The following is a 19,469-nucleotide window of genomic DNA, read 5'->3' as shown; positions in this document are numbered from 1 at the left end:
TAGCACTTGATTCTGTACGAATACCCTTTCAACGAACGCATCAGGACACTCCTGCGCCTGGAGGACCTGTTCGATCGGCTGGAATACTTCCTCGGCCAGGATCATCCCCAGCAGCACCATGTCGCGCTGACCACGCTGTTCGAGATCATCGACGTAGCGGGCCGCGCCGACCTCAAGACCGACCTGATCAAGGAACTGGAACGCCAGCGCCAGGCGCTGGCGCCGCTGCGCGCCAACCCGCAGATCGACCAGGAAGCCCTGGACAGCGTGATCGGCGAGATCGAGCAGGGCATCACCATGCTCAACCAGACCGTGGGCAAGGCCGGGCAGCTGCTGACCGACAACGAGTGGCTGACCAGCATCCGCAGCCGTGCCATCATTCCCGGCGGCACCTGCGAGTTCGACCTGCCTGCCTACTACGCGTGGCAGCATCGCCCCGCTGAGGATCGCCGCGCCGATATCCTGAAGTGGGCGCGCCCGCTGGTGTCGCTGCGCATGGGCACCACCATCGTGCTGCGCCTGCTGCGCGAAGCCGGCCAGAGCGGCAAGGTCATCGCCACCGGCGGCAGCTACCAGCAGATGCTGTCCGGGCGCAGCTACCAGTTGATGCAGGTGTGGCTGGATGACTCGCTGCTGGCCTTCATCCCGGAAATGAGCGCGAACAAGTACATGCTGTGGGTGCGTTTCACGCAGCAGGACGGCGACCTGCGGCCGCGCTCGGTCGATGCCGATATCCCGTTCCTGCTGAAACTCTGCAATTTCTGAAGCCTGAGTCTGAAGCCATGCCCGCTGTAGTCAAATGCCCCACCTGCGGCACCGAGGTGGCCTGGGTGCCCGACAACAAGTTCCGCCCGTTCTGTTCCGAGCGCTGCAAGCAGATCGACCTCGGCGCCTGGGCGTCCGAAAAGTACGTAATTGGCGGCAAGCCGGGCGAGACGCCCTCGCCTGACCTGCCTGACGACGAGGACGACTGACGTAATCGCCTTCGCCGCACAGTCCGCTCAGTGCGCCGCCGCCAGTACGCGGCGGTAGAACCCCACGCACACCAGCACGAAGACCGCCAGGCCCAGCCACACGCCGTCGATCGGCGCAATCACGGGCGCCGCGGCCGCGGGTATGTCAGGCCAAGCCGGCCCAGGGTCTGTGCCCTAGGCTTCTTCGCCCAGCCATTCGACCACCGGAATGGTGGCCGGCAGCAGCGGCGCGACCGTCACGGGCACCGTCTGCCAGGAAAAGGCCTGGCCTTCGCGGCCGACCGGGTCACCGCGCCAGGCAGTGACCTTGCAGAAATGCAGCCGCACATAGGCGTGCGGGTAGTCGTGCTCGAGCACATGCCAGCGCTCGCACGCGGTAATGTCCAGCCCCAGCTCCTCATGCAGCTCGCGGGCGAGCGCAGCTTCCACGGTCTCCCCTGGCTCGAGCTTGCCGCCGGGGAATTCCCAATAGCCCTCGTACGGCTTGCCCGCGGGGCGCTGCGCCAGCAGGAAGCGGCCATCCGGCTGCACCATCACGCCGACGGCGACTTCGGTGACCTTGCGCGGCGGGTTGCCGGCGGTCTCCGCGGGCTTGTCCATGGCCGCGCTCATGCCTTGTCGTTCCCCGGCACGTCGGCGATGTACGGCTGGCCATGCTTGCCGCCCCAGTCGCGCGCGAACTGCCACGCCACGCGGCCCGAGCGCGAGCCGCGCTCCAGCGCCCACACCAGCGCGTCGCCGCGCGCGGCGGCGATGTCTTCGTCGGTGCAGCCGAAGTGCCTGAGCCAGTGGCCGACGATCGCCAGGTACTCGTCCTGCTTGGGCGGGTAGAACGACAGCCACAGCCCGAAGCGCTCGGACAGCGAGATCTTCTCTTCGACCACTTCGCCAGGATGGATCTCGCCGTCGTCGGTGTGGCGGTAGGTTTCGTTGTCCTTCATGTACTCCGGCAGCAGGTGCCGGCGGTTGGACGTGGCGTAGATCAGCACGTTGTCCGACTGCGCCGCGACCGAGCCGTCCAGCGCCGACTTCAGCGACTTGTAGCCCGACTCGCCTTCCTCGAACGACAGGTCGTCGCAGAAGATGACAAAGCGCTCGGGCCGGGTCGAGACCAGCTCGACGATATCGCCGAGGTCGCCCAGGTCATCCTTGTCGACCTCCACCAGCCGCAGCCCGTCCTTGACGAAGGCATTCAGGCAGGCCTTGATCAGCGACGACTTGCCGGTGCCGCGCGCGCCGGTCAGCAGCACGTTGTTGGCCGGCAGCCTGTTCACGAACTGGCGCGTGTTGGCGACGATGGCGTCCTTCTGGCGCTCGATGTTCTTCAGGTCGTCCAGGTGGATTGGCGGCAGCTGGCGCACCGGCTGCAGGTAGCCGATATTACCGAACAGGCTCTGGCGCTTGCGCCAGCGGAACGCTACCGCCTCCTGCCAGTCCGCGTCGTTCAGTTGCGGCGGCAGCCATTGTTCGAGGCGTGAGAGGAAGTTGTCGAGGCGGGCGGCGAGGTCGGACATGGCGGGGCGGAGAATGAATTCTTGCGCCCTGCCCGCGTGCGCGGGCAGGATGGAACGGGCTCAGGAACGGTAGTCGGCGTTGATCGACACGTAGTCGTGCGACAGGTCGCAGGTCCACACCGTGGCTTCGGCATTGCCGCGGCCCAGCGCGATGCGCACCGTGATCTCGGCCTGCTTCATCACGCGCTGGCCGTCTTCCTCGCGATAGTCGGGATTGCGGCCGCCGTCGCGGGCGACCCAGACATCGTCCAGCCACAGGTTGACGCGGCCGACATCGAGGTCGTCCACACCGGCGTAGCCCACCGCGGCCAGGATGCGGCCCAGGTTGGGGTCCGAGGCGTAGAACGCAGTCTTGACCAGCGGCGAATGCGCGACCGCATAGGCGATCTGGCGGCACTCGGCCACGTCCTTGCCGCCTTCGACCCGGATGGTCATCAGCTTGGTCGCGCCTTCGCCGTCGCGCACGATCATCTGCGCCAGCTCTTGCGCCAGGCCGGTCACGGCATCGCGCAGCGCTTCGAAGGCCGGGCCTTCGGCACGGTCGACCACGGCACCGGACTTGCCCGAGGCGATCAGCACGAACGAATCGTTGGTCGAGGTATCGCCGTCGATGGTGATGCTGTTGAACGAGTGATCGGCGGCGTGCGTCACCAGTCCCTGCAGTACCGGCTGCGCCACGGCGGCGTCCATGGCGATAAAGCCCAGCATGGTCGCCATGTTCGGGCGGATCATGCCGGCGCCCTTGCTGATGCCCGACAGCGTCACGGTCTTGCCGTCGATCTGCACCGTGCGCGACGCGACCTTGGGCTGCGTGTCGGTGGTCATGATGGCTTCCGCCGCGGCCAGCCAGTTGTCGGCCCTGGCATTGGCGATGGCGGCGGGCAGCCCTGCCAGCAGGCGGTCCATCGGCAACTGCTCGAGGATCACGCCGGTCGAGAACGGCAGCACCTGGTCGGCGCTGATGCCCAGCTGCGCCGCCAGCGCGTCGCAGGTGGCGCGGGCATTGGCCAGGCCCTGCTCGCCGGTACCGGCGTTGGCATTGCCGGTGTTGACCACCAGGGCGCGGATGCCCTTGCCCGACTTGTCCGCGGCAGCGAGGTGCTCCCGACACACCTGCACCGGCGCGGCGCAGAAGCGGTTGCTGGTGAAGACGCCGGCCACGGTGCTGCCTTCGGCCACGCGCACCACCAGCACGTCCTTGCGGTTGGCCTTGCGGATGCCCGCCTCGGCCCAGCCGAGCTCCACGCCGGCGACGGATTTCAGGTTCTCTGCCTGGGGCAGCGGAAGATTGACGGGCATGTAGGACTCCTCGATGTTCCTGCTCGCGACTTGCTTGTCATCAGACGAACATGCCCGCGAGGGGCGGGCATGTTCGTTTCCTGTTGCGTCACGCCCCGCGCTGCGGGACCGACGTCATACCGGGCACCCGGCGCGGCTCAGTTCAGCTGAGCTTGCCGTGGCACTGCTTGAACTTCTTGCCCGAGCCGCACGGGCACGGATCGTTGCGGCCGACCTTGGGCATGCCCGCCAGCGCCAGTTCGGCGGCGGCCATGGCAGTGCCGGTGCGCTGCGACGGCGCTTCCTCGACCGGCTCGCGGCCTTCGGCGAACTCGTCGTGCTTGTACTGCACGTTCTCCAGGTGCGACAGGCCTTCCTCGATCTCCTCGGAAGCCTGTTCCAGTTCCTCCGGCGACTGGATCTGCACGTTGAAGGTCACGCGGGTGACTTCGTTCTTGATCACGTCCAGCAGGCGCGCGAACAGCTCGAACGACTCGCGCTTGTACTCCTGCTTGGGATCCTTCTGCGCATAGCCGCGCAGGTGGATGCCCTGGCGCAGGTGGTCCAGCGCGGCCAGGTGTTCGCGCCAGTGCGTGTCGATGCTCTGCAGCATGACCGAGCGCTCGAAGCCGGCGAACGACTCGCGCCCGACCATCGCGACCTTGCCGTCGTAGCGTTCGGTCGCCGCCTTCATGATCAGGTTGAGCAGCTCTTCGTCCTCGATGCTCTGCGCGCCCTCGATGGTCTGCGCCAGCGGCACTTCCAGGCCCCAGTCCTCGCGCAGGCGCGCTTCCAGGCCGGCGATGTTCCACTGCTCTTCCATGGTGTCGGCCGGCACGTGGTCGCGGAACAGCTCGACCAGCACGCTTTCGCGCAGGTTGGCGACCATCTCGCCGACGTCATTGGCTTCGAGCACGTCGTTGCGCAGCTTGTAGATTTCCTTGCGCTGGTCGTTGGCGACGTCGTCGTACTGCAGCAGCTGCTTGCGGATATCGAAGTTGCGGCCTTCCACCTTGCGCTGCGCCGATTCGATCGAGCGCGTGACGATGCCGGCCTCGATCGGCTCGCCTTCGGGCATCTTCAGGCGCTCCATGATCGCGCGCACGCGGTCGCCGGCAAAGATGCGCAGCAGCTGGTCGTCCAGCGACAGGTAGAAGCGCGACGAACCCGGGTCGCCCTGGCGGCCGGCGCGGCCGCGCAGCTGGTTGTCGATACGGCGCGATTCATGGCGCTCGGTGCCGACGATATGCAGGCCGCCGGCGGCCTTGACCTGCTCGTGCAGCGACTGCCATTCGTCCTCGAGCTGCTGGATGCGCGCGGCCTTGTCGGCGTCGGACAGGTTCGGGTCCGCTTCGATAAAGCCCGACTGCTTTTCCACGTTGCCGCCCAGCACGATGTCGGTACCGCGACCGGCCATGTTGGTGGCGATGGTGATCATCTTGGGACGGCCGGCCTGCGCCACGATCTCGGCTTCGCGGGCGTGCTGCTTGGCGTTGAGCACCTGGTGCGGCAGCTGTTCGCGCTCGAGCAGGCCCGACAGGTATTCAGAAGTCTCGATCGAGGTGGTACCCACCAGCACCGGCTGGCCGCGCTCGTAGCAGTCGCGGATATCGCGCACCACGGCGTCGTAGCGCTCCTTGCCGGTCTTGTAGATCTGGTCCTGCTGATCCTTGCGCTGGGCCGGGCGGTTGGTCGGGATCACCACCACTTCGAGGCCATAGATCTCCTGGAACTCGTACGCCTCGGTATCGGCCGTGCCGGTCATGCCGGCCAGCTTGGTGTACATGCGGAAGTAGTTCTGGAAGGTGATGGTCGCCAGCGTCTGGTTCTCTTGCTGGACGGTCACGCCTTCCTTGGCCTCGACGGCCTGGTGCAGGCCGTCGGACCAGCGCCGGCCGGTCATCAGGCGGCCGGTGAATTCGTCGACGATCACGACTTCGTCGTTCTGCACCACGTAGTGCTGGTCGCGATGGAACAGGCTGTGCGCGCGCAGGGCGGCGTACAGGTGGTGCATCAGCGTGATGTTCTGCGGCGCGTACAGCGACTCGCCCTCGCCGATCAGGCCCTGCTGCGCCAGGATTTCTTCGGCCTTCTCGTGGCCGGCCTCGGTCAGGTAGACCTGGTGGCCCTTCTCGTCGACGTAGTAGTCGCCCGGCTTCTCGACGCCGGTGCCGTCGGCCTTCTCTTCGCCGATCTGGCGCTCGAGCAGCCTGGGGATGCCGTTCATGCGCTGGTACAGGTCGGTCTGGTTCTCGGCCTGGCCCGAGATGATCAGCGGGGTGCGCGCCTCGTCGATCAGGATCGAGTCCACTTCATCGACGATGGCGTAGTTCAGCGGCCGCTGCACCCGCTGCGACGGGTCGTAGACCATGTTGTCGCGCAGGTAGTCGAAGCCGAACTCGTTGTTGGTGCCGTAGGTGATGTCGGCGTTGTACGCAGCCTGCTTCTCGTCATGCGCCATCTGCGACAGGTTCACACCCACCGACAGGCCCAGGTAGTTGTACAGGCGGCCCATCCACTCGGCATCGCGCTGCGCCAGGTAGTCGTTGACCGTCACCACGTGCACGCCCTTGCCGGTGATGGCATTCAGGTACACGGCCAGCGTCGCGGTCAGCGTCTTGCCCTCGCCGGTGCGCATTTCGGCGATCTTGTTGTCGTTCAGCACCATGCCGCCGATCAGCTGCACGTCGAAGTGGCGCATCTTCATGACGCGCTTGCTGGCCTCGCGGCACACGGCGAAAGCCTCGGGCAGCAGCGCTTCGAGCGACTCGCCGCCGGCGTGGCGCTGCCGGAAGGTCTCGGTCATGCCGCGCAGGTCGTCGTCCGAGAGTTGCTCGAACTTCGGCTCCAGCGCATTGATCTGCGCCACCGTGCGGCGGTATTGTTTGATCAGCCGCTCATTGCGGCTGCCGAAGACTTTCTTGAGAAGGCCCGTGATCATCGATTGCTTTCACCTGCGCGGGACCGGATTGACGCCCCTGGTAAGCGGGCTCCCCGGCGGCCGGGCGAGGAATGGATAGATTGGCGCGAAACGCCGAGTTTATCATGTGCCGGGGTCACGGCCGGAACGCGCGCCGGGCCTTGCCGTGCAAGGCTGCGAATGCCAGACACCGGCCAGCGCGGGCCGACCCCGCCCCCTGCCTACAGCAGTTTGGGGCGGGTGCGGGTGCTTCAATCCTTTCCGCCCCGGGCAGCCCCGCCGCCCCTTGCTAGAATGCAGCCATGCGCCGCTTCACCCACCACGCCCTGCAGACCGCTGCCGCCAAGCCGCTCAATGACTGGCTGGCCAAGTCCGGCCCGGTTTCCGGGCTGATGCAGACCGCGCGCCAGCTGTCCGTGCTGGAGGCCGAAGTGCTGTCGCTGCTGCCCCCCGGCATGCGCGCCGGCATTGCCGTGGCCGGGGTCAAGCGCGACGCCGTCGACGCAAACGGCCAGGTGCTGCTGTTGCTGGCGGCACACGGCGCGGCCGCGGCGCGGGTGCGGCAGGTGGTGCCGACGCTGCTGGGACGGCTGCAGCAGCGCGGCTCGCAGATCACCGCGATCCGGGTGCGGGTGCAGCCCGAGGTGCAGCGCCACGCGGACTGGGACACCGGTCCGGTCGAGCGCAAGCGCACCAGCGGGCAGATGACGCCGACCGGCCTTGCCAGCCTGGACCAGCTCGCGCGCACGCTGCCCGATTCGCCGCTGCGCGACGCGCTCAAGACGCTGCTCTCGCATCACCGCTGAGCGGCCGACGGCGATTTCCGGACAAACAAGAAAGCCGACCCCCGGGTCGGCTTTCTCGTTGCGTGGCGGGCAGGTGGCCCGGCTCAGGCAAAGGCCGGCTGCGCCTGCGGCAGGAAGGCAGCGGGCGCTTCCTCGACACGGTCGAAGGTGACCAGTTCATAGGCCTCCTGGTCCGCCAGCAGCGCGCGCAGCAGCTGGTTGTTCAGGCCGTGGCCCGACTTGTGCGCGACATAGGACCCGATCAGCGGATGGCCGACCACATACAGGTCGCCGATGGCATCGAGGATCTTGTGGCGCACGAATTCATCGCCATAGCGCAGTTCCTCGTTGTTCAGCATGCGGTGCTCGTCCAGCACGATGGCGTTGTCCAGGCTGCCGCCGCGCGCCAGGCCCATCTCGCGCAGCGCTTCCACCTCATGGGCAAAGCCGAAGGTGCGGGCCCTGGCGATCTCACGCACGTAGCTGGTGTCGCCGAAGTCGATCGAGAAGGTCTGGCCGGTCTTGTCGACCGCCGGATGACGGAAGTCGATGGTGAACGCCAGCTTGAAGCCGAAGAACGGCTCGAGCCGCGCGAACTTGTCGCCTTCGCGAACTTCCACCGGCTTCTTGACGCGGATAAAGGTCTTCAGCGCGTTCTGTTCTTCAATGCCGGCCGACTGCAGCAGGAACACGAAGGACGCGGCGCTGCCGTCCATGATCGGGATTTCCTCGGCGTCGACGTCGACATAGAGGTTGTCGATGCCCAGGCCGGCGCATGCCGACATCAGGTGCTCGACGGTCGAAACGCGCGCGCCATCCTTCTGCAGCACCGACGCCAGGCGCGTGTCGCCGATGGCCGAAGCGGCCACGGGAATCTCGACGGCCTCGGGCAGGTCGACGCGGGTAAAGACGATGCCGGTGTCGGCGGCTGCGGGACGCAGGGTCAGCGTGACCTTGCGGCCGGAGTGCAGGCCGATGCCAACCGTCTTCACCAGGGATTTGATCGTGCGCTGTTTGAGCATGACAGCCTCAACTATTATAAAAATCTATCGTGGTGCTTTTTTTGATTAAGCGATTTTACCACCACCTGGAAGGTGGTGCAGCCGGGTTTTGTTTCCGGCTGTTAACACCGCATTAAGATGTTGCGAATAATCCACGTTTACCCGGATGACTGTGTCAGCCGCGCAACGCAGCCAGCACGGCGTCGGCGCTGCTGACGCGGAATTCGCCGGGCGCCTCCACGTCGAGCCGGGTCACCACACCATCGTCGATCACCATGGCATAGCGCTTGGAGCGCACGCCCATGCCGCGCGCGCCCAGGTCCTGGTCCAGGCCCAGCGCACGCGTCCATTCGGCGCTGCCATCGGCCATCATGCGTACCGCGCCGGCGACCTGCTGTTCGCGGCCCCACGCGCCCATGACGAAGGCGTCGTTGACCGACACGCACCACACTTCATCGACGCCGGCGGCGCGCAGGTCTGCGGCATGCGTCACGAAGCCCGGCACATGCTTGGCCGAGCAGGTCGGCGTGAACGCGCCGGGCAGCCCGAACACCACGATCTTGCGCCCGCGCACCAGGTCGGCGACGCGGAAGGCGTTGGGTCCGAGCGAGCAGCCCTCGCTCTCGGTTTCGATGAATTCCTGCAGGGTGGCGTCCGGGACGCGGGAACCGACGGTAATCATGGGGCGAAGTCTCTGGGTTGTCTGAAGGATAGGACGGATGGCGGCCGGCTGCGCCGCAGCGGCGCGGCAGCGTGCCGGTTCAACAATCCGGACAGCGATCCGGACAGCGTTCCGGGTAGTGTTCCGTACTGCGGGCAACCCCAAGATCATAGGCGCCGCGCCGGCGATGCAAAAGCCGGATCACATCCGGTCGCATTCGATACACCTTGCTACAAAGACGTCCGCGCGACGCACCTGTGGGTGCGCCGCGCGGACGGCGAGACATCCCGACCGGGAAGGCGGGAAACCAGTCCGGGGAGGCGGCCAGCGGCACGCCCTGCCCGGCGACGGGATGCAGGTTGTGGCGGACGATGCGCCGTTGCGGCAGGCGGCGCGGCGCCGCCGGCTGCCTGCCGGGTCACGTCAGTCCATGCAAGGCACGCGCGGATAGGGAGCGCGCGTGCATCGCGACAAGGCGACGCGATCCGTCAGGCGGCCGGTGGAGGCACCGATGCCGAGCCGTCCGGCGCTCAGTCTGCCTGCTTGCGCAGGAAGGCCGGAATATCGTACGTGTCCACACCCTTTTCCTGCAGCGCCGCCACGTGGGCCGACGCCGATTCGCGCGAGCTGCGCCATACCGCCGGCGTGTCCAGGTTGCTGTAGTCCGGCGAGCTGTGCTGCGCAGCGGTGGCGGCCATGTTGGCCATCATCTGCACCGGCATGTTGTCCGTGCCGGTCTTCAGCAGCGTCATCGGCTGCTGCTTCTTGGCCGAGCGGCCCAGGCCGGTCGCGACCACGGTCACGCGCAGCGCATCGCTCATCGAATCGTCGTACACCGTACCGAAGATCACGGTCGCGTCTTCCGCGGCGTAGCTGCGGATGGTGTTCATGACTTCCTTGGTTTCCGACAGCTTCAGCGAACGGCTGGCGGTGATGTTGACCAGCACGCCGCGCGCGCCGGACAGGTCCACGCCTTCCAGCAGCGGGCTGGCAACGGCCTGCTCGGCCGCCAGGCGGGCGCGGTCCACGCCCGACACGGTGGCCGTCCCCATCATGGCCTTGCCCTGCTCGCCCATCACCGTCTTCACGTCTTCGAAGTCGACGTTCACCAGGCCGTCAACGTTGATGATCTCGGCAATGCCGGCCACCGCGTTGTGCAGCACGTCGTCGGCGCACTGGAAGCATGCGTCCATCTCGGCGTCGTCGCCCATCACTTCGAACAGCTTTTCGTTCAGCACCACGATCAGCGAGTCGACGCTCGATTCCAGCTCGCTGGAGCCATGCTCGGCCACCTTGGCGCGGCGCGCGCCTTCGAAGTCGAACGGCTTGCTGACCACGCCCACGGTCAGGATGCCCATTTCCTTGGCAACCTGCGCCACGATCGGCGCGGCACCGGTACCGGTACCGCCGCCCATGCCGGCAGTGATGAAGACCATGTGCGCGCCGCGCAGCGCGTCGGCGATCTGCTCGCGGGCCTGATCGGCGCAACCGCGGCCGACTTCCGGCTTGGCGCCGGCACCCAGTCCCGTACTGCCCAATTGCAGCACGCGCGAAGCGCTGGAACGCTTGAGCGCCTGGGCGTCGGTATTCATGCAGATGAATTCGACGCCCTGCACGCCGCGGCTGATCATGTGCTGCACGGCATTGCCGCCCGCGCCGCCCACGCCGACCACCTTGATGATGGTGCCGTCCATCACTTCCGTTTCGATCATGTCAAAGTCCATCACTGCCTCCGAGAAGAATCAGTCCCCAGACGATGCAGCCTCCCCGCCGCAACCCCTGGTTTCTGAACAAAAAAACCATTAAAAGAAAGAACCACGAAACCTTTGCTCAACGCGCCATCGGCTGTCCGGTAGACAAGACCTTGCGCGCGCCGTCGCATCTTCAGCCCGGCAATTTCCGCATCGATCAGAAATTGCCGACGAACCATTCCTTCATGCGGGTCCAGACCTGCTTGACCGACCCGCTCTGCACCGCCACCTTGCGCCCGCGCATCCGTTGCACGCGGCCTTCCAGCAGCAGGCCCATCACCGTCGCATAGCGCGGGCTCTTCACCACCTCGTGCAGGTTGCCGCGGTACTCCGGCACGCCCACGCGCACGGGCTTGAGGAAGATGTCCTCGCCCAGCTCGACCATGCCCGGCATCATCGCGGTACCACCGGTGATGACCACGCCGGACGACAACAGTTCTTCATAGCCCGACTCGCGCACCACCTGGTGCACCAGCGAGTACAGCTCTTCGATGCGCGGCTCGATCACCGCGGCCAGCGCCTGGCGGCTGAGCGTGCGCGTGCCGCGGTCGCCCACGCCCGGCACCTCGATCATGTCTTCCGGATCGGCGATCGCCTGCTTGGCGATGCCGTACTGGATCTTGATGTCCTCGGCGTCCGGCGTGGGCGTGCGCAGCGCCATGGCGATGTCGTTGGTGATCTGGTCGCCGGCGATGGGGATCACGGCCGTATGGCGGATCGCGCCTTCGCTGAAGATGGCGATGTCGGTGGTGCCGCCGCCGATGTCGACCAGCACCACGCCCAGTTCCTTCTCGTCCTCGGTCAGCACCGCCAGGCTCGAGGCCAGCGGCTGCAGGATCAGGTCATGCACTTCCAGGCCGCAGCGGCGCACGCACTTGACGATGTTCTGCGCGGCGCTGACGGCGCCGGTGACGATATGCACCTTCACTTCCAGGCGGATGCCGCTCATGCCGATGGGCTCGCGCACGTCTTCCTGCCCGTCGATGATGAATTCCTGCGTCAGGATGTGCAGGATCTGCTGGTCGGTCGGGATATTGACCGCCTTGGCGGTCTCGATCACGCGCGCCACGTCGGTCTGCGTGACCTCCTTGTCCTTGATTGCCACCATGCCGCTGGAGTTGAAGCTGCGGATATGGCTGCCGGCAATGCCGGTAAAGACCTCCGAGATCTTGCAGTCGGCCATCAGCTCAGCCTCTTCCAGTGCTTTCTGGATCGACTGCACGGTGGCCTCGATATTGACCACGACCCCTTTCTTCAGACCCTTGGACTCCGACTGGCCCATCCCGATCACCTCGTAGCTGCCGTCGGGGCGCAGTTCTGCGACCACCGCCGCCACCTTCGAGGTGCCGATATCGAGACCGACCAACAGGTCCTTGTATTCCTTGCTCATCGGGTTTTCTCCGCGTTCTTGCTCTTCAGTCGCGTCGGATTGTTGTTGGAAGTACCGGAAACCGCTGCCGCTGCCTGCGTAGCCCGGGCCGCCTTCGCCGCCCGCTCCGCCTTCTCGGCCCGCACCGCCGCAGCGATCTGCGCCTCGGTCAGGAAGCGGGCATTGGCGGCGCGGATGGCAAAACCATTGGGATAACGCAGGTCGGCGTAGTCGATCTGCTTGCCCCACTGCTCGGTGACCTGCGGCCATGCAGCGACGAAACGCCTGACCCGCTGGTCCATCGCAGTGCGGTCTTCATCGTTCTGCTCGCGGCCAAGCTCGACCACCATGCCGTTGGACAGCCTGGCGCGCCAGGCATAGCGGCCCGACAGCGTCACCGCCAGCGGCTCGGTATGCAACGGCTTGAACCACTGGCGCATGACCTCGAGCTTCTCAATCACGTCGCCCTCGCTGTCCGGAGGACCGTCCAGCGCCAGCAACTGTGCGTCTTCTTCCGCCTCGGCGGTGTTGGCCACGAAGATCTCGCCGTAGGTATTGAGCAGGCGCCCGCTCTCCGGCGAGCCCCAGGTACCCAGCGCCTCGTGTTCCTCGACCTCCACAGCCAGGCCGTTTGGCCACTCGCGCCGCACGCTGGCGCGCCGCACCCAGGGCACCGACTCGAACGCCTGCCGTGCCGCGTTCAGGTCAAGCGTGAAGAAGTTGCCCGACAGCTTGCCCAGCGCGCTGGCACGCACGCTGGGGGCGTTCACGTGGCGCAGCGCGCCGCCGTCCATCGGCGCGATCTCCACGTGGGTGATGGCAAACACCGGCCGCTGCGCCAGCCACAGCAGGCCGGCCGCGAGCGCCATCAGCGCCACCACGGCATAGAGCGTGGTGGCGATCAGGTTGAGCAGGCGTGCGTTATGCCACATGGTCCAGGCGGGTTCTCTGTTATTCGGGCTTCCAGTGCTCGTTCGGGTGCAGGTCCAGCGTCGCGGCGGCCACCACCTGCAGCACGAAGTCCTCGTAGCTGATGCCGGCCGCGCGCGCCGCCATCGGCACCAGCGAGTGGCCGGTCATGCCGGGCGAGGTATTCATCTCGAGCAGGAAAGGCTTGCCGTCGGCGCGCAGCATCACGTCGGCGCGCGCCCAGCCGCGGCAGCCCAGCACTCGATAGGACTGCACCGCCAGCGCCTGGACTTCCTTCTCGACTTCGGGGTCCAGTCCTGACGGACACAAGTATTGGGTATCGTCAGTAAAGTACTTATTTTGATAGTCGTAGTTCGCTTCGGGCGCGACGATGCGGATCACCGGCAGCGCTTCGGCGGTATCGCCCTCGCCCACGATCGGGCAGGTCAGCTCGGCGCCGTCGATGAAAGTCTCGGCGATGACGTCGTTGTCCAGCGCCTCGGCCTTCTCGAACGCCTCGCGCATCTGCCCGGCCGCCGTCACCTTGGTCAGGCCGATCGACGAGCCTTCGCGCGCCGGCTTGACGATCAGCGGCAGGCCCAGGTCGGCGACCACCGCGTCGAAATCCGTATCGGCATGCAGCATCGCGAAACGCGGCGTGGGCAGGTCATGCGTGGTCCACAGGCGCTTGGTGGCCTGCTTGTCCATCGCCAGCGCCGAGGCCAGCACGCCGCTGCCGGTGTAGGGCACGCCCAGTTGTTCCAGCAGGCCCTGGATGGTGCCGTCTTCGCCATAGCGGCCGTGCAGCGCGATAAAGACGCGGTCGAACTTGGCCGCGGCCAGCTCGGCCACGCCTTGCAGGCCGGGATCGAAGCCATGCGCGTCGACGCCGCGCGACTGCAGCGCGGCCAGCACGCCGCTGCCCGACATCAGCGAGATCTCGCGCTCGGCCGAGCGGCCGCCGAACAGCACGCCGACCTTGCCCAGCGACTTGGGATCGATATTGGGATGGGCGACGAAGCTCATTGCTGGCCTCCCGACTGTTGCGTCTGCTGGTGCGACACCAGTTGCCCCGGCACGCCGCCGATCGAGCCGGCGCCCATCGTCACGACCACATCGCCGGGCCGGACAGCATTCAGGATGGCCTGCGGCATCTCTTCCATCTGCTCCACGAAAACAGGTTCTACCTTGCCGGCCACGCGCAACGCGCGGGTCAGCGCACGGCCGTCGGCGGCCACGATCGGGGTCTCGCCGGCGGCATAGACCTCGGACAGCAGCAGGGCATCGACAGTGCCCAGCACTTTGACGAAGTCTTCAAAGCAATCCCGCGTACGGGTGAATCGGTGCGGCTGGAACGCCAGCACCAGGCGGCGGCCCGGGAACGCGCCGCGCGCCGCGGCAAGCGTGGCGGCCATTTCCACCGGGTGGTGGCCGTAGTCGTCCACCAGCGTGAAGGTGCCGGCACCGTCGGTGGTGGCCACTTCGCCGTAGCGCTGGAAGCGGCGGCCCACGCCGTGGAACTCGCGCAGCGCCTTGACGATGGCGGCGTCGGGCACTTCCAGCTCGGTCGCGATGGCGATCGCCGCCAGCGCGTTCTGCACGTTGTGCATGCCGGGCAGGTTCAGCACGATTTCCAGCGGCGGCTCGGTATGGCCGTTGAGCTGGCGCAGCACGGTGAAGTGCATCTGGCCGTCGACCGCGCGCGCGTCCACGGCGCGGATCTGCGCGTCTTCGGCAAACCCGTAGCGCACCACCGGCTTGGACACGAACGGCAGGATCTCGCGCACGTTGGGGTCGTCGACGCACAGCACGGCAATGCCGTAGAACGGCAGGCGCTGCGTGAATTCGATGAACGCCTGCTTGAGCCGGGCAAAGTCGTGCCCGTAGGTGTCCATGTGGTCGGCATCGATATTGGTGATGACCTCGATGACCGGGAACAGGTTCAGGAACGATGCGTCGGATTCATCCGCCTCGGCCACGATGAAGTCGCCGGTGCCCAGGCGCGCGTTGGCGCCGGCGGAGTTGAGCCGGCCGCCGATGACGAAGGTGGGATCCAGCCCGCCTTCGGCCAGCACCGATGCCACCAGGCTGGTGGTGGTGGTCTTGCCGTGCGTGCCGGCGATGGCCACGCCCTGCTTCAGGCGCATCAGCTCGGCCAGCATCACCGCGCGCGGCACCACCGGGATGCGCTTGCTGCGGGCGGCCAGCACCTCGGGGTTGTCGCCGCTGACCGCGGTCGACACCACCACGGCGTTGGCCCCGGTCACGTTGGCCGCGTCATGCCCGTGCATGACCGTGGCGCCGAGCGAGGCCAGGCGCCGCGTGGCGGCATTGCTGCCCACGTCGGAACCCGAGACCTTGTAGCCCAGGTTCAGCAGGACCTCGGCGATGCCGCTCATGCCGGCCCCGCCGATCCCCACGAAGTGGATGTTTTTGACGATATGCTTCATTGGATTGCTGCTTCGCTCACTTCAGTCCCTGGCCAGCTGGCTGCACACCTCGGCGACGCGCCGGGTTGCCTCAGGCTTGGCCAGTCCGCGCGCCAGGCGCGCCATGTCTTTCAGCTGCGACCGGGTCAGGCTGGCGATGGTCTGCGCCAGGCCCTCGGCCGTCAGGTCTTGTTGCTGCACCAACAGGGCCGCGCCCTGGCTGGATAAAAACTTTGCGTTGGTGGTCTGGTGATCGTCCACTGCGTGCGGGAACGGCACGAACAGCGCCGCCACGCCCGCCGCGGCCACTTCCGACACGGTCATCGCGCCGGCGCGGCAGATCACGAGATCCGCATCGGCATAGGCGCGCGCCATGTCGTCGATGAACGGCAGGGTCTGCGCCGGCACCTGTGCCGCCGCATAGTTGGCGCGCAGCGTGTCGATCTGCTTCGCGCCCGCCTGGTGCGTCACCACCGGGCGCTCGCTTTCCGGCAGCAGCGCGATCGCCTTCGGCACCACCTCGTTCAGCGCCGCGGCGCCCAGGCTGCCGCCCACCACCAGGATGCGCAGCGGACCGGTGCGCTGGTCGTAGCGCGCCTGGGGCGCATCCAGGTGCGCCAGTTCCTCGCGCACCGGGTTGCCGGTCCATTCGCCGCCGGGCAGCGTGTCCGGGAACGCGCACAGCACGCGGTCGGCCACCTTGGCCAGCACCTTGTTGGCCAGGCCGGCGATCGAGTTCTGCTCGTGCAGCACCAGCGGGCGGCCCAGCAGCGAGGCCATCATGCCGGCCGGGAAGGTGATATACCCGCCCATGCCCAGCACCACGTTCGGCTTTACCCGGCGCAGCGCGCCGATGCTCTGCCAGAACGCGCGCAGCAGGTTCAGCGGCAGCAGGAACTTGGTCACCAGCCCCTTGCCACGCAGGCCGCCGAACTGGATGTATTCCATCGGGATGCCGTGCTTGGGCACCAGCGTGGCTTCCATGCCGGTGCGGTTGCCCAGCCAGACGATGTTCCAGCCCTGCTCGCGCAACGCATGCGCGACCGCCAGCCCCGGGAACACATGCCCCCCGGTGCCGCCGGCCATCACGAGCAGGGTGCGCGGTGCGGTCATACCTTGCCTCCGCGCATCAACACACGGTTTTCATAGTCAATGCGCAGCAGGATCGCCAACGCCACGCAGTTCATCAGAATCCCCGACCCGCCATAGCTCACCAGCGGCAGCGTCAGCCCCTTGGTCGGCAGCAGCCCCAGGTTCACGCCCATGTTGATAAAGGTCTGCCAGCCGATCCACACGCCGATGCCCTTGGCCACCAGTCCGGCAAAGGTGCGGTCGAGCTGCAGCGCGGTGCGGCCGATATTGAAGGCGCGGCGCACCAGCCAGTAGAACAGCACGATCACCACCAGCACGCCGACAAAGCCAAACTCCTCGCCGATTACCGCAAGGATGAAGTCGGTATGCGCCTCGGGCAGGTAGTGCAGCTTCTCGATGCTGCCGCCCAGCCCGACCCCGGTCCACTCGCCGCGGCCGAAGGCAATCAGCGAATGCGTGAGCTGGTAGGCCTTGCCCAGCGCGTTGCTCTCTTCCCACGGGCTCAGGTAGGCAAAGATCCGCTCGCGCCGCCATGGGGACGCCGTGATCAGCAGCGCGAACGCGCCCACCGCCACGCCGACCAGCCCGGCGAACAGCTTGCCGTTGATGCCGCCCAGGAACAGGATGCCCATCGCCACCGCCGCGATCACCAGGAACGCGCCCATGTCGGGCTCGAGCAGCAGCAGCATGCCGACCACCACTACCGCCACGCCCATCGGCAGGAAGCCCTTGGACACGGTCTGCATCCACTCCTGCTTGCGCACGGTGTAGTTGGCGGCGTACAGCACCACTGCCAGCTTCATCAGTTCCGACGGCTGGAAATTCATCACGCCCAGCGGGATCCACCGGCGTGCGCCGTTCACGCCCTTGCCGACGAACGGCACCAGCACGATCACCAGCAGGATCAGCGCGACGATAAAGAGCTTGGGCGCATACCGGTCCCACACCTTCACCGGCACCTGGAACGCCACCAGCCCGACCGACAGTCCGATAAACAGCGCGAACGCATGCCGCACCAGGAAATGGCTTTCGCGGTAGTTGGCGTAGCGCGGCGAATCCGGCAGCGCGATCGAGGCCGAAAAGACCATCACCAGGCCGAGCGCGAGCAGCACGATCGCGACCCACAGCAGGGGCTGGTCGTACTCCATCATGCGCGAACGCGTGGGCTTGACGCCCGAAACCGCGTCACGCAGGCCACCCCAGGCGTTGCCGATGGTGGCGCCGATGAAACCGCTGCGCTTGACCTGTGCCTCACTCATGGCAGGATCCCCCGGGACAGGGCCAGTTCTTCCACCGCGGCGCGGAATACCTCGGCGCGGTGCACGTAGTTGCGGAACATGTCGAGGCTGGCGCAGGCCGGCGAAAGCAGCACGACGTCGCCGCGCTCGGCCAGTTCGGTTGCCTTGGTCACGGCTTCTTCCAGCGTGGCGGCATCGGCCAGGGTCGAGCCGCTGCCCTGCAGGGCATCGCGCAACTCTCCCGCGGCCCGGCCGATCAGCACCACGGCGCGTGCGTATTGCGCCACCGGCGCGGCCAGCGGCGAGAAATCCTGGCCCTTGCCTTCGCCGCCCGCGATCAGCACCACGCGCTTGTCCAGCCCGGACAGCGCGGCCACGGTGGCGCCGACATTGGTGCCCTTGCTGTCGTCGAAATACTCGACGTCATCGATGGTGGCGACCCACTCCACGCGGTGCGGCTCGCCGCGATACTCGCGCAGGCCATGCAGCAACGCGTTCATCGGCAGGTCGATGGCACGGCACAGCGCCAGCGCCGCCATGGCGTTGGTGGCGTTGTGCATGCCACGGATATGCAGCGCATCGGCCGGCATCAGGCGCTTGTGGCGCACCGGCACGGCTTCCTCGGTAGCTTCGGCGGCCTTGCGGCGGCGCGGCTTGCCCTCCCCTTCCGCTTCCGAATCGGGTTCGGCCAGCACCAGCCAGGGCATGCCGCCCTCGCGCAGGATGCCGAAGCTGCCCGGCACTTCCGGCAGATCGATGCCGAAGGTCACCGGCTTGCGGCCCGCCCGCGCCATGTCCAGCGTGAGCCGGTCATTGCGGTTCAGCACCTGCACGCACTCGCTGCCGACGGGCCCGAAGATGCGCGCCTTGGAGGCGGCGTAGGCTTCCATCGAGCCGTGCCAGTCAAGATGGTCCTGGCTCACGTTGAGCACGGTGGCCGCATCCGGCGCCAGCGTATGCGTGGTTTCCAGCTGGAAGCTGGAGAGTTCCAGCACCCACACCTCCGGCAGCGTGGCCGAGGCGATGCACGCCGACAGCTTGTCCAGCGCCGACGGGCTGATATTGCCCGCCACTGCCACGGTCTTGCCGGCGCGCTCGACCAGCCGGCCGGTCAGTGCCGTGGTGGTGGTCTTGCCATTGGTGCCGGTGATCGCGAGCAGCTTCGGCGCGTAGCCGGATTCGGCCTCCAGGTGCCTGAGCGCGCGCACGAACAGCTCGATCTCGCCCCACACCGGGATGCCGCGCGCCTGCGCGGCGGCCAGAAGCGCTCCGGTGCCGGCGTCCAGCGGCGACAGCCCGGGGCTGATCGCCACCAGGCCGATACCGTCGAGCAAGCTTTCCGAGAACGGCCCGCCCACGAACCCGGCCGAAGTCAGCTCGGCCTGCAGGAAGACAAGGTTGGCGGGCGCCTCGCGCGTGTCGGCCACGCGCACCGCGCAGCCGTTCAGGCCACACCAGCGCGCCATGGCCAGCCCCGATTCGCCGAGGCCTAGTACCAGCACATGAGGTTTCTGCAGCTCGCCAAACACTTCGATTTCCTGCCTTTGG

The 19,469-nt window shown here is 67.0% G+C and carries 17 protein-coding genes; 3 read left to right on the top strand and 14 right to left on the bottom strand.

The window, feature by feature from the left end; genetic code table 11:
• Positions 1-6 precede the first annotated feature (6 nt).
• Together zapD and ACAD63_RS02520 are read left to right on the top strand one after the other, a co-directional pair.
• The gene (gene zapD, locus ACAD63_RS02525) at positions 7-765 is read left to right on the top strand and encodes a cell division protein ZapD (protein WP_133098005.1); all 759 of its coding nucleotides are present in this window, start codon (positions 7-9) and stop codon (positions 763-765) included.
• Between the two features lie 17 nt (positions 766-782).
• On the top strand, positions 783-974 hold the full coding sequence (locus ACAD63_RS02520) for a DNA gyrase inhibitor YacG (protein WP_135705971.1): 192 nt from the start codon (positions 783-785) through the stop codon (positions 972-974).
• Positions 975-1,148: 174 nt separating this feature from the next.
• On the opposite strand, the gene ACAD63_RS02515 is transcribed toward ACAD63_RS02520, so the two are convergent.
• The 4 genes from ACAD63_RS02515 to secA all read right to left on the bottom strand — a co-directional run bounded on the left by ACAD63_RS02515 (position 1,149) and on the right by secA (position 6,707).
• The gene (locus ACAD63_RS02515) at positions 1,149-1,586 is read right to left on the bottom strand and encodes an NUDIX domain-containing protein (protein WP_133098004.1); all 438 of its coding nucleotides are present in this window, start codon (positions 1,584-1,586) and stop codon (positions 1,149-1,151) included.
• A complete protein-coding gene (locus ACAD63_RS02510) occupies positions 1,583-2,488 on the bottom strand; it encodes an ATP-binding protein (RefSeq protein WP_133098003.1) in 906 nt (301 codons plus the stop codon). Before ACAD63_RS02510 ends, ACAD63_RS02515 begins: the two co-directional genes overlap by 4 nt.
• 60 nt (positions 2,489-2,548) lie before the next feature.
• Complete coding sequence (argJ, locus tag ACAD63_RS02505; RefSeq protein ID WP_135705972.1) at positions 2,549-3,787, bottom strand: bifunctional glutamate N-acetyltransferase/amino-acid acetyltransferase ArgJ; 1,239 nt, start codon at positions 3,785-3,787, stop codon at positions 2,549-2,551.
• Positions 3,788-3,929: 142 nt separating this feature from the next.
• Positions 3,930-6,707 (bottom strand): preprotein translocase subunit SecA, encoded by a 2,778-nt coding sequence (gene secA / locus ACAD63_RS02500; RefSeq protein WP_135705973.1) that lies wholly within the window; start codon positions 6,705-6,707, stop codon positions 3,930-3,932.
• A 281-nt stretch (positions 6,708-6,988) separates the two neighbouring features.
• On the opposite strand from secA, the gene ACAD63_RS02495 reads away from it, so the two are divergent.
• The gene (locus ACAD63_RS02495; protein ID WP_133098000.1) at positions 6,989-7,492 is read left to right on the top strand and encodes a DciA family protein; all 504 of its coding nucleotides are present in this window, start codon (positions 6,989-6,991) and stop codon (positions 7,490-7,492) included.
• An 83-nt stretch (positions 7,493-7,575) separates the two neighbouring features.
• On the opposite strand, the gene lpxC is transcribed toward ACAD63_RS02495, so the two are convergent.
• The 10 genes from lpxC to murD form a co-directional block, all read right to left on the bottom strand.
• Positions 7,576-8,493: a UDP-3-O-acyl-N-acetylglucosamine deacetylase gene (gene lpxC, locus ACAD63_RS02490; RefSeq protein WP_029048080.1), complete on the bottom strand. Its 918-nt coding sequence runs from the start codon at positions 8,491-8,493 to the stop codon at positions 7,576-7,578.
• A gap of 154 nt (positions 8,494-8,647) precedes the next feature.
• On the bottom strand, positions 8,648-9,154 hold the full coding sequence (locus ACAD63_RS02485; RefSeq protein ID WP_133097999.1) for a peroxiredoxin: 507 nt from the start codon (positions 9,152-9,154) through the stop codon (positions 8,648-8,650).
• Positions 9,155-9,663: 509 nt separating this feature from the next.
• Entirely contained in the window at positions 9,664-10,857 is a 1,194-nt protein-coding gene (gene ftsZ / locus ACAD63_RS02480; RefSeq protein ID WP_063241547.1) for a cell division protein FtsZ, read from the bottom strand.
• 184 nt (positions 10,858-11,041) lie between these two features.
• Positions 11,042-12,274, bottom strand: coding sequence for a cell division protein FtsA (ftsA, locus tag ACAD63_RS02475; protein WP_012353950.1), 1,233 nt, complete (start codon positions 12,272-12,274; stop codon positions 11,042-11,044).
• A complete protein-coding gene (locus tag ACAD63_RS02470; protein ID WP_133097998.1) occupies positions 12,271-13,185 on the bottom strand; it encodes a cell division protein FtsQ/DivIB in 915 nt (304 codons plus the stop codon). The genes ftsA and ACAD63_RS02470 overlap by 4 nt, the downstream gene beginning before the upstream one ends.
• Positions 13,186-13,204: 19 nt before the next feature.
• Positions 13,205-14,188, bottom strand: coding sequence for a D-alanine--D-alanine ligase (locus tag ACAD63_RS02465; RefSeq protein WP_133097997.1), 984 nt, complete (start codon positions 14,186-14,188; stop codon positions 13,205-13,207).
• On the bottom strand, positions 14,185-15,612 hold the full coding sequence (gene murC, locus ACAD63_RS02460; protein WP_133097996.1) for a UDP-N-acetylmuramate--L-alanine ligase: 1,428 nt from the start codon (positions 15,610-15,612) through the stop codon (positions 14,185-14,187). Before murC ends, ACAD63_RS02465 begins: the two co-directional genes overlap by 4 nt.
• Before the next feature lie 21 nt (positions 15,613-15,633).
• On the bottom strand, positions 15,634-16,704 hold the full coding sequence (gene murG / locus ACAD63_RS02455) for an undecaprenyldiphospho-muramoylpentapeptide beta-N-acetylglucosaminyltransferase (RefSeq protein ID WP_195431165.1): 1,071 nt from the start codon (positions 16,702-16,704) through the stop codon (positions 15,634-15,636).
• The gene (gene ftsW / locus ACAD63_RS02450; protein WP_133097994.1) at positions 16,701-17,942 is read right to left on the bottom strand and encodes a putative lipid II flippase FtsW; all 1,242 of its coding nucleotides are present in this window, start codon (positions 17,940-17,942) and stop codon (positions 16,701-16,703) included. The genes murG and ftsW overlap by 4 nt, the downstream gene beginning before the upstream one ends.
• On the bottom strand, positions 17,939-19,450 hold the full coding sequence (gene murD / locus ACAD63_RS02445) for a UDP-N-acetylmuramoyl-L-alanine--D-glutamate ligase (RefSeq protein ID WP_434033377.1): 1,512 nt from the start codon (positions 19,448-19,450) through the stop codon (positions 17,939-17,941). Before murD ends, ftsW begins: the two co-directional genes overlap by 4 nt.
• Between the last annotated feature and the right edge of the window lie 19 nt (positions 19,451-19,469).

The sequence above is a fragment of the Cupriavidus sp. a3 genome, assembly GCF_051015765.1.
Taxonomy (GTDB): domain Bacteria; phylum Pseudomonadota; class Gammaproteobacteria; order Burkholderiales; family Burkholderiaceae; genus Cupriavidus; species Cupriavidus oxalaticus_A.
The sequence above is the reverse complement of the archived record's forward strand: the minus strand, read 5'-3'. Positions and strand labels throughout refer to the sequence as shown.

Bases quoted from the DNA above. Each gene is read 5' to 3' on its own strand.
- murG (WP_195431165.1), bottom strand. From the start codon at position 16,704: ATGACCGCACCGCGCACCCTGCTCGTGATGGCCGGCGGCACCGGGGGG.
- ACAD63_RS02520 (WP_135705971.1), top strand. From the start codon at position 783: ATGCCCGCTGTAGTCAAATGCCCCACCTGCGGCACCGAGGTGGCCTGG.
- ACAD63_RS02510 (WP_133098003.1), bottom strand. From the start codon at position 2,488: ATGTCCGACCTCGCCGCCCGCCTCGACAACTTCCTCTCACGCCTCGAA.
- ftsA (WP_012353950.1), bottom strand. From the start codon at position 12,274: ATGAGCAAGGAATACAAGGACCTGTTGGTCGGTCTCGATATCGGCACC.
- ACAD63_RS02495 (WP_133098000.1), top strand. From the start codon at position 6,989: ATGCGCCGCTTCACCCACCACGCCCTGCAGACCGCTGCCGCCAAGCCG.
- ACAD63_RS02485 (WP_133097999.1), bottom strand. From the start codon at position 9,154: ATGATTACCGTCGGTTCCCGCGTCCCGGACGCCACCCTGCAGGAATTC.
- murC (WP_133097996.1), bottom strand. From the start codon at position 15,612: ATGAAGCATATCGTCAAAAACATCCACTTCGTGGGGATCGGCGGGGCC.
- ACAD63_RS02515 (WP_133098004.1), bottom strand. From the start codon at position 1,586: ATGAGCGCGGCCATGGACAAGCCCGCGGAGACCGCCGGCAACCCGCCG.
- ftsZ (WP_063241547.1), bottom strand. From the start codon at position 10,857: ATGGACTTTGACATGATCGAAACGGAAGTGATGGACGGCACCATCATC.
- ftsW (WP_133097994.1), bottom strand. From the start codon at position 17,942: ATGAGTGAGGCACAGGTCAAGCGCAGCGGTTTCATCGGCGCCACCATC.
- ACAD63_RS02465 (WP_133097997.1), bottom strand. From the start codon at position 14,188: ATGAGCTTCGTCGCCCATCCCAATATCGATCCCAAGTCGCTGGGCAAG.
- lpxC (WP_029048080.1), bottom strand. From the start codon at position 8,493: ATGCTCAAACAGCGCACGATCAAATCCCTGGTGAAGACGGTTGGCATC.
- secA (WP_135705973.1), bottom strand. From the start codon at position 6,707: ATGATCACGGGCCTTCTCAAGAAAGTCTTCGGCAGCCGCAATGAGCGG.
- argJ (WP_135705972.1), bottom strand. From the start codon at position 3,787: ATGCCCGTCAATCTTCCGCTGCCCCAGGCAGAGAACCTGAAATCCGTC.
- ACAD63_RS02470 (WP_133097998.1), bottom strand. From the start codon at position 13,185: ATGTGGCATAACGCACGCCTGCTCAACCTGATCGCCACCACGCTCTAT.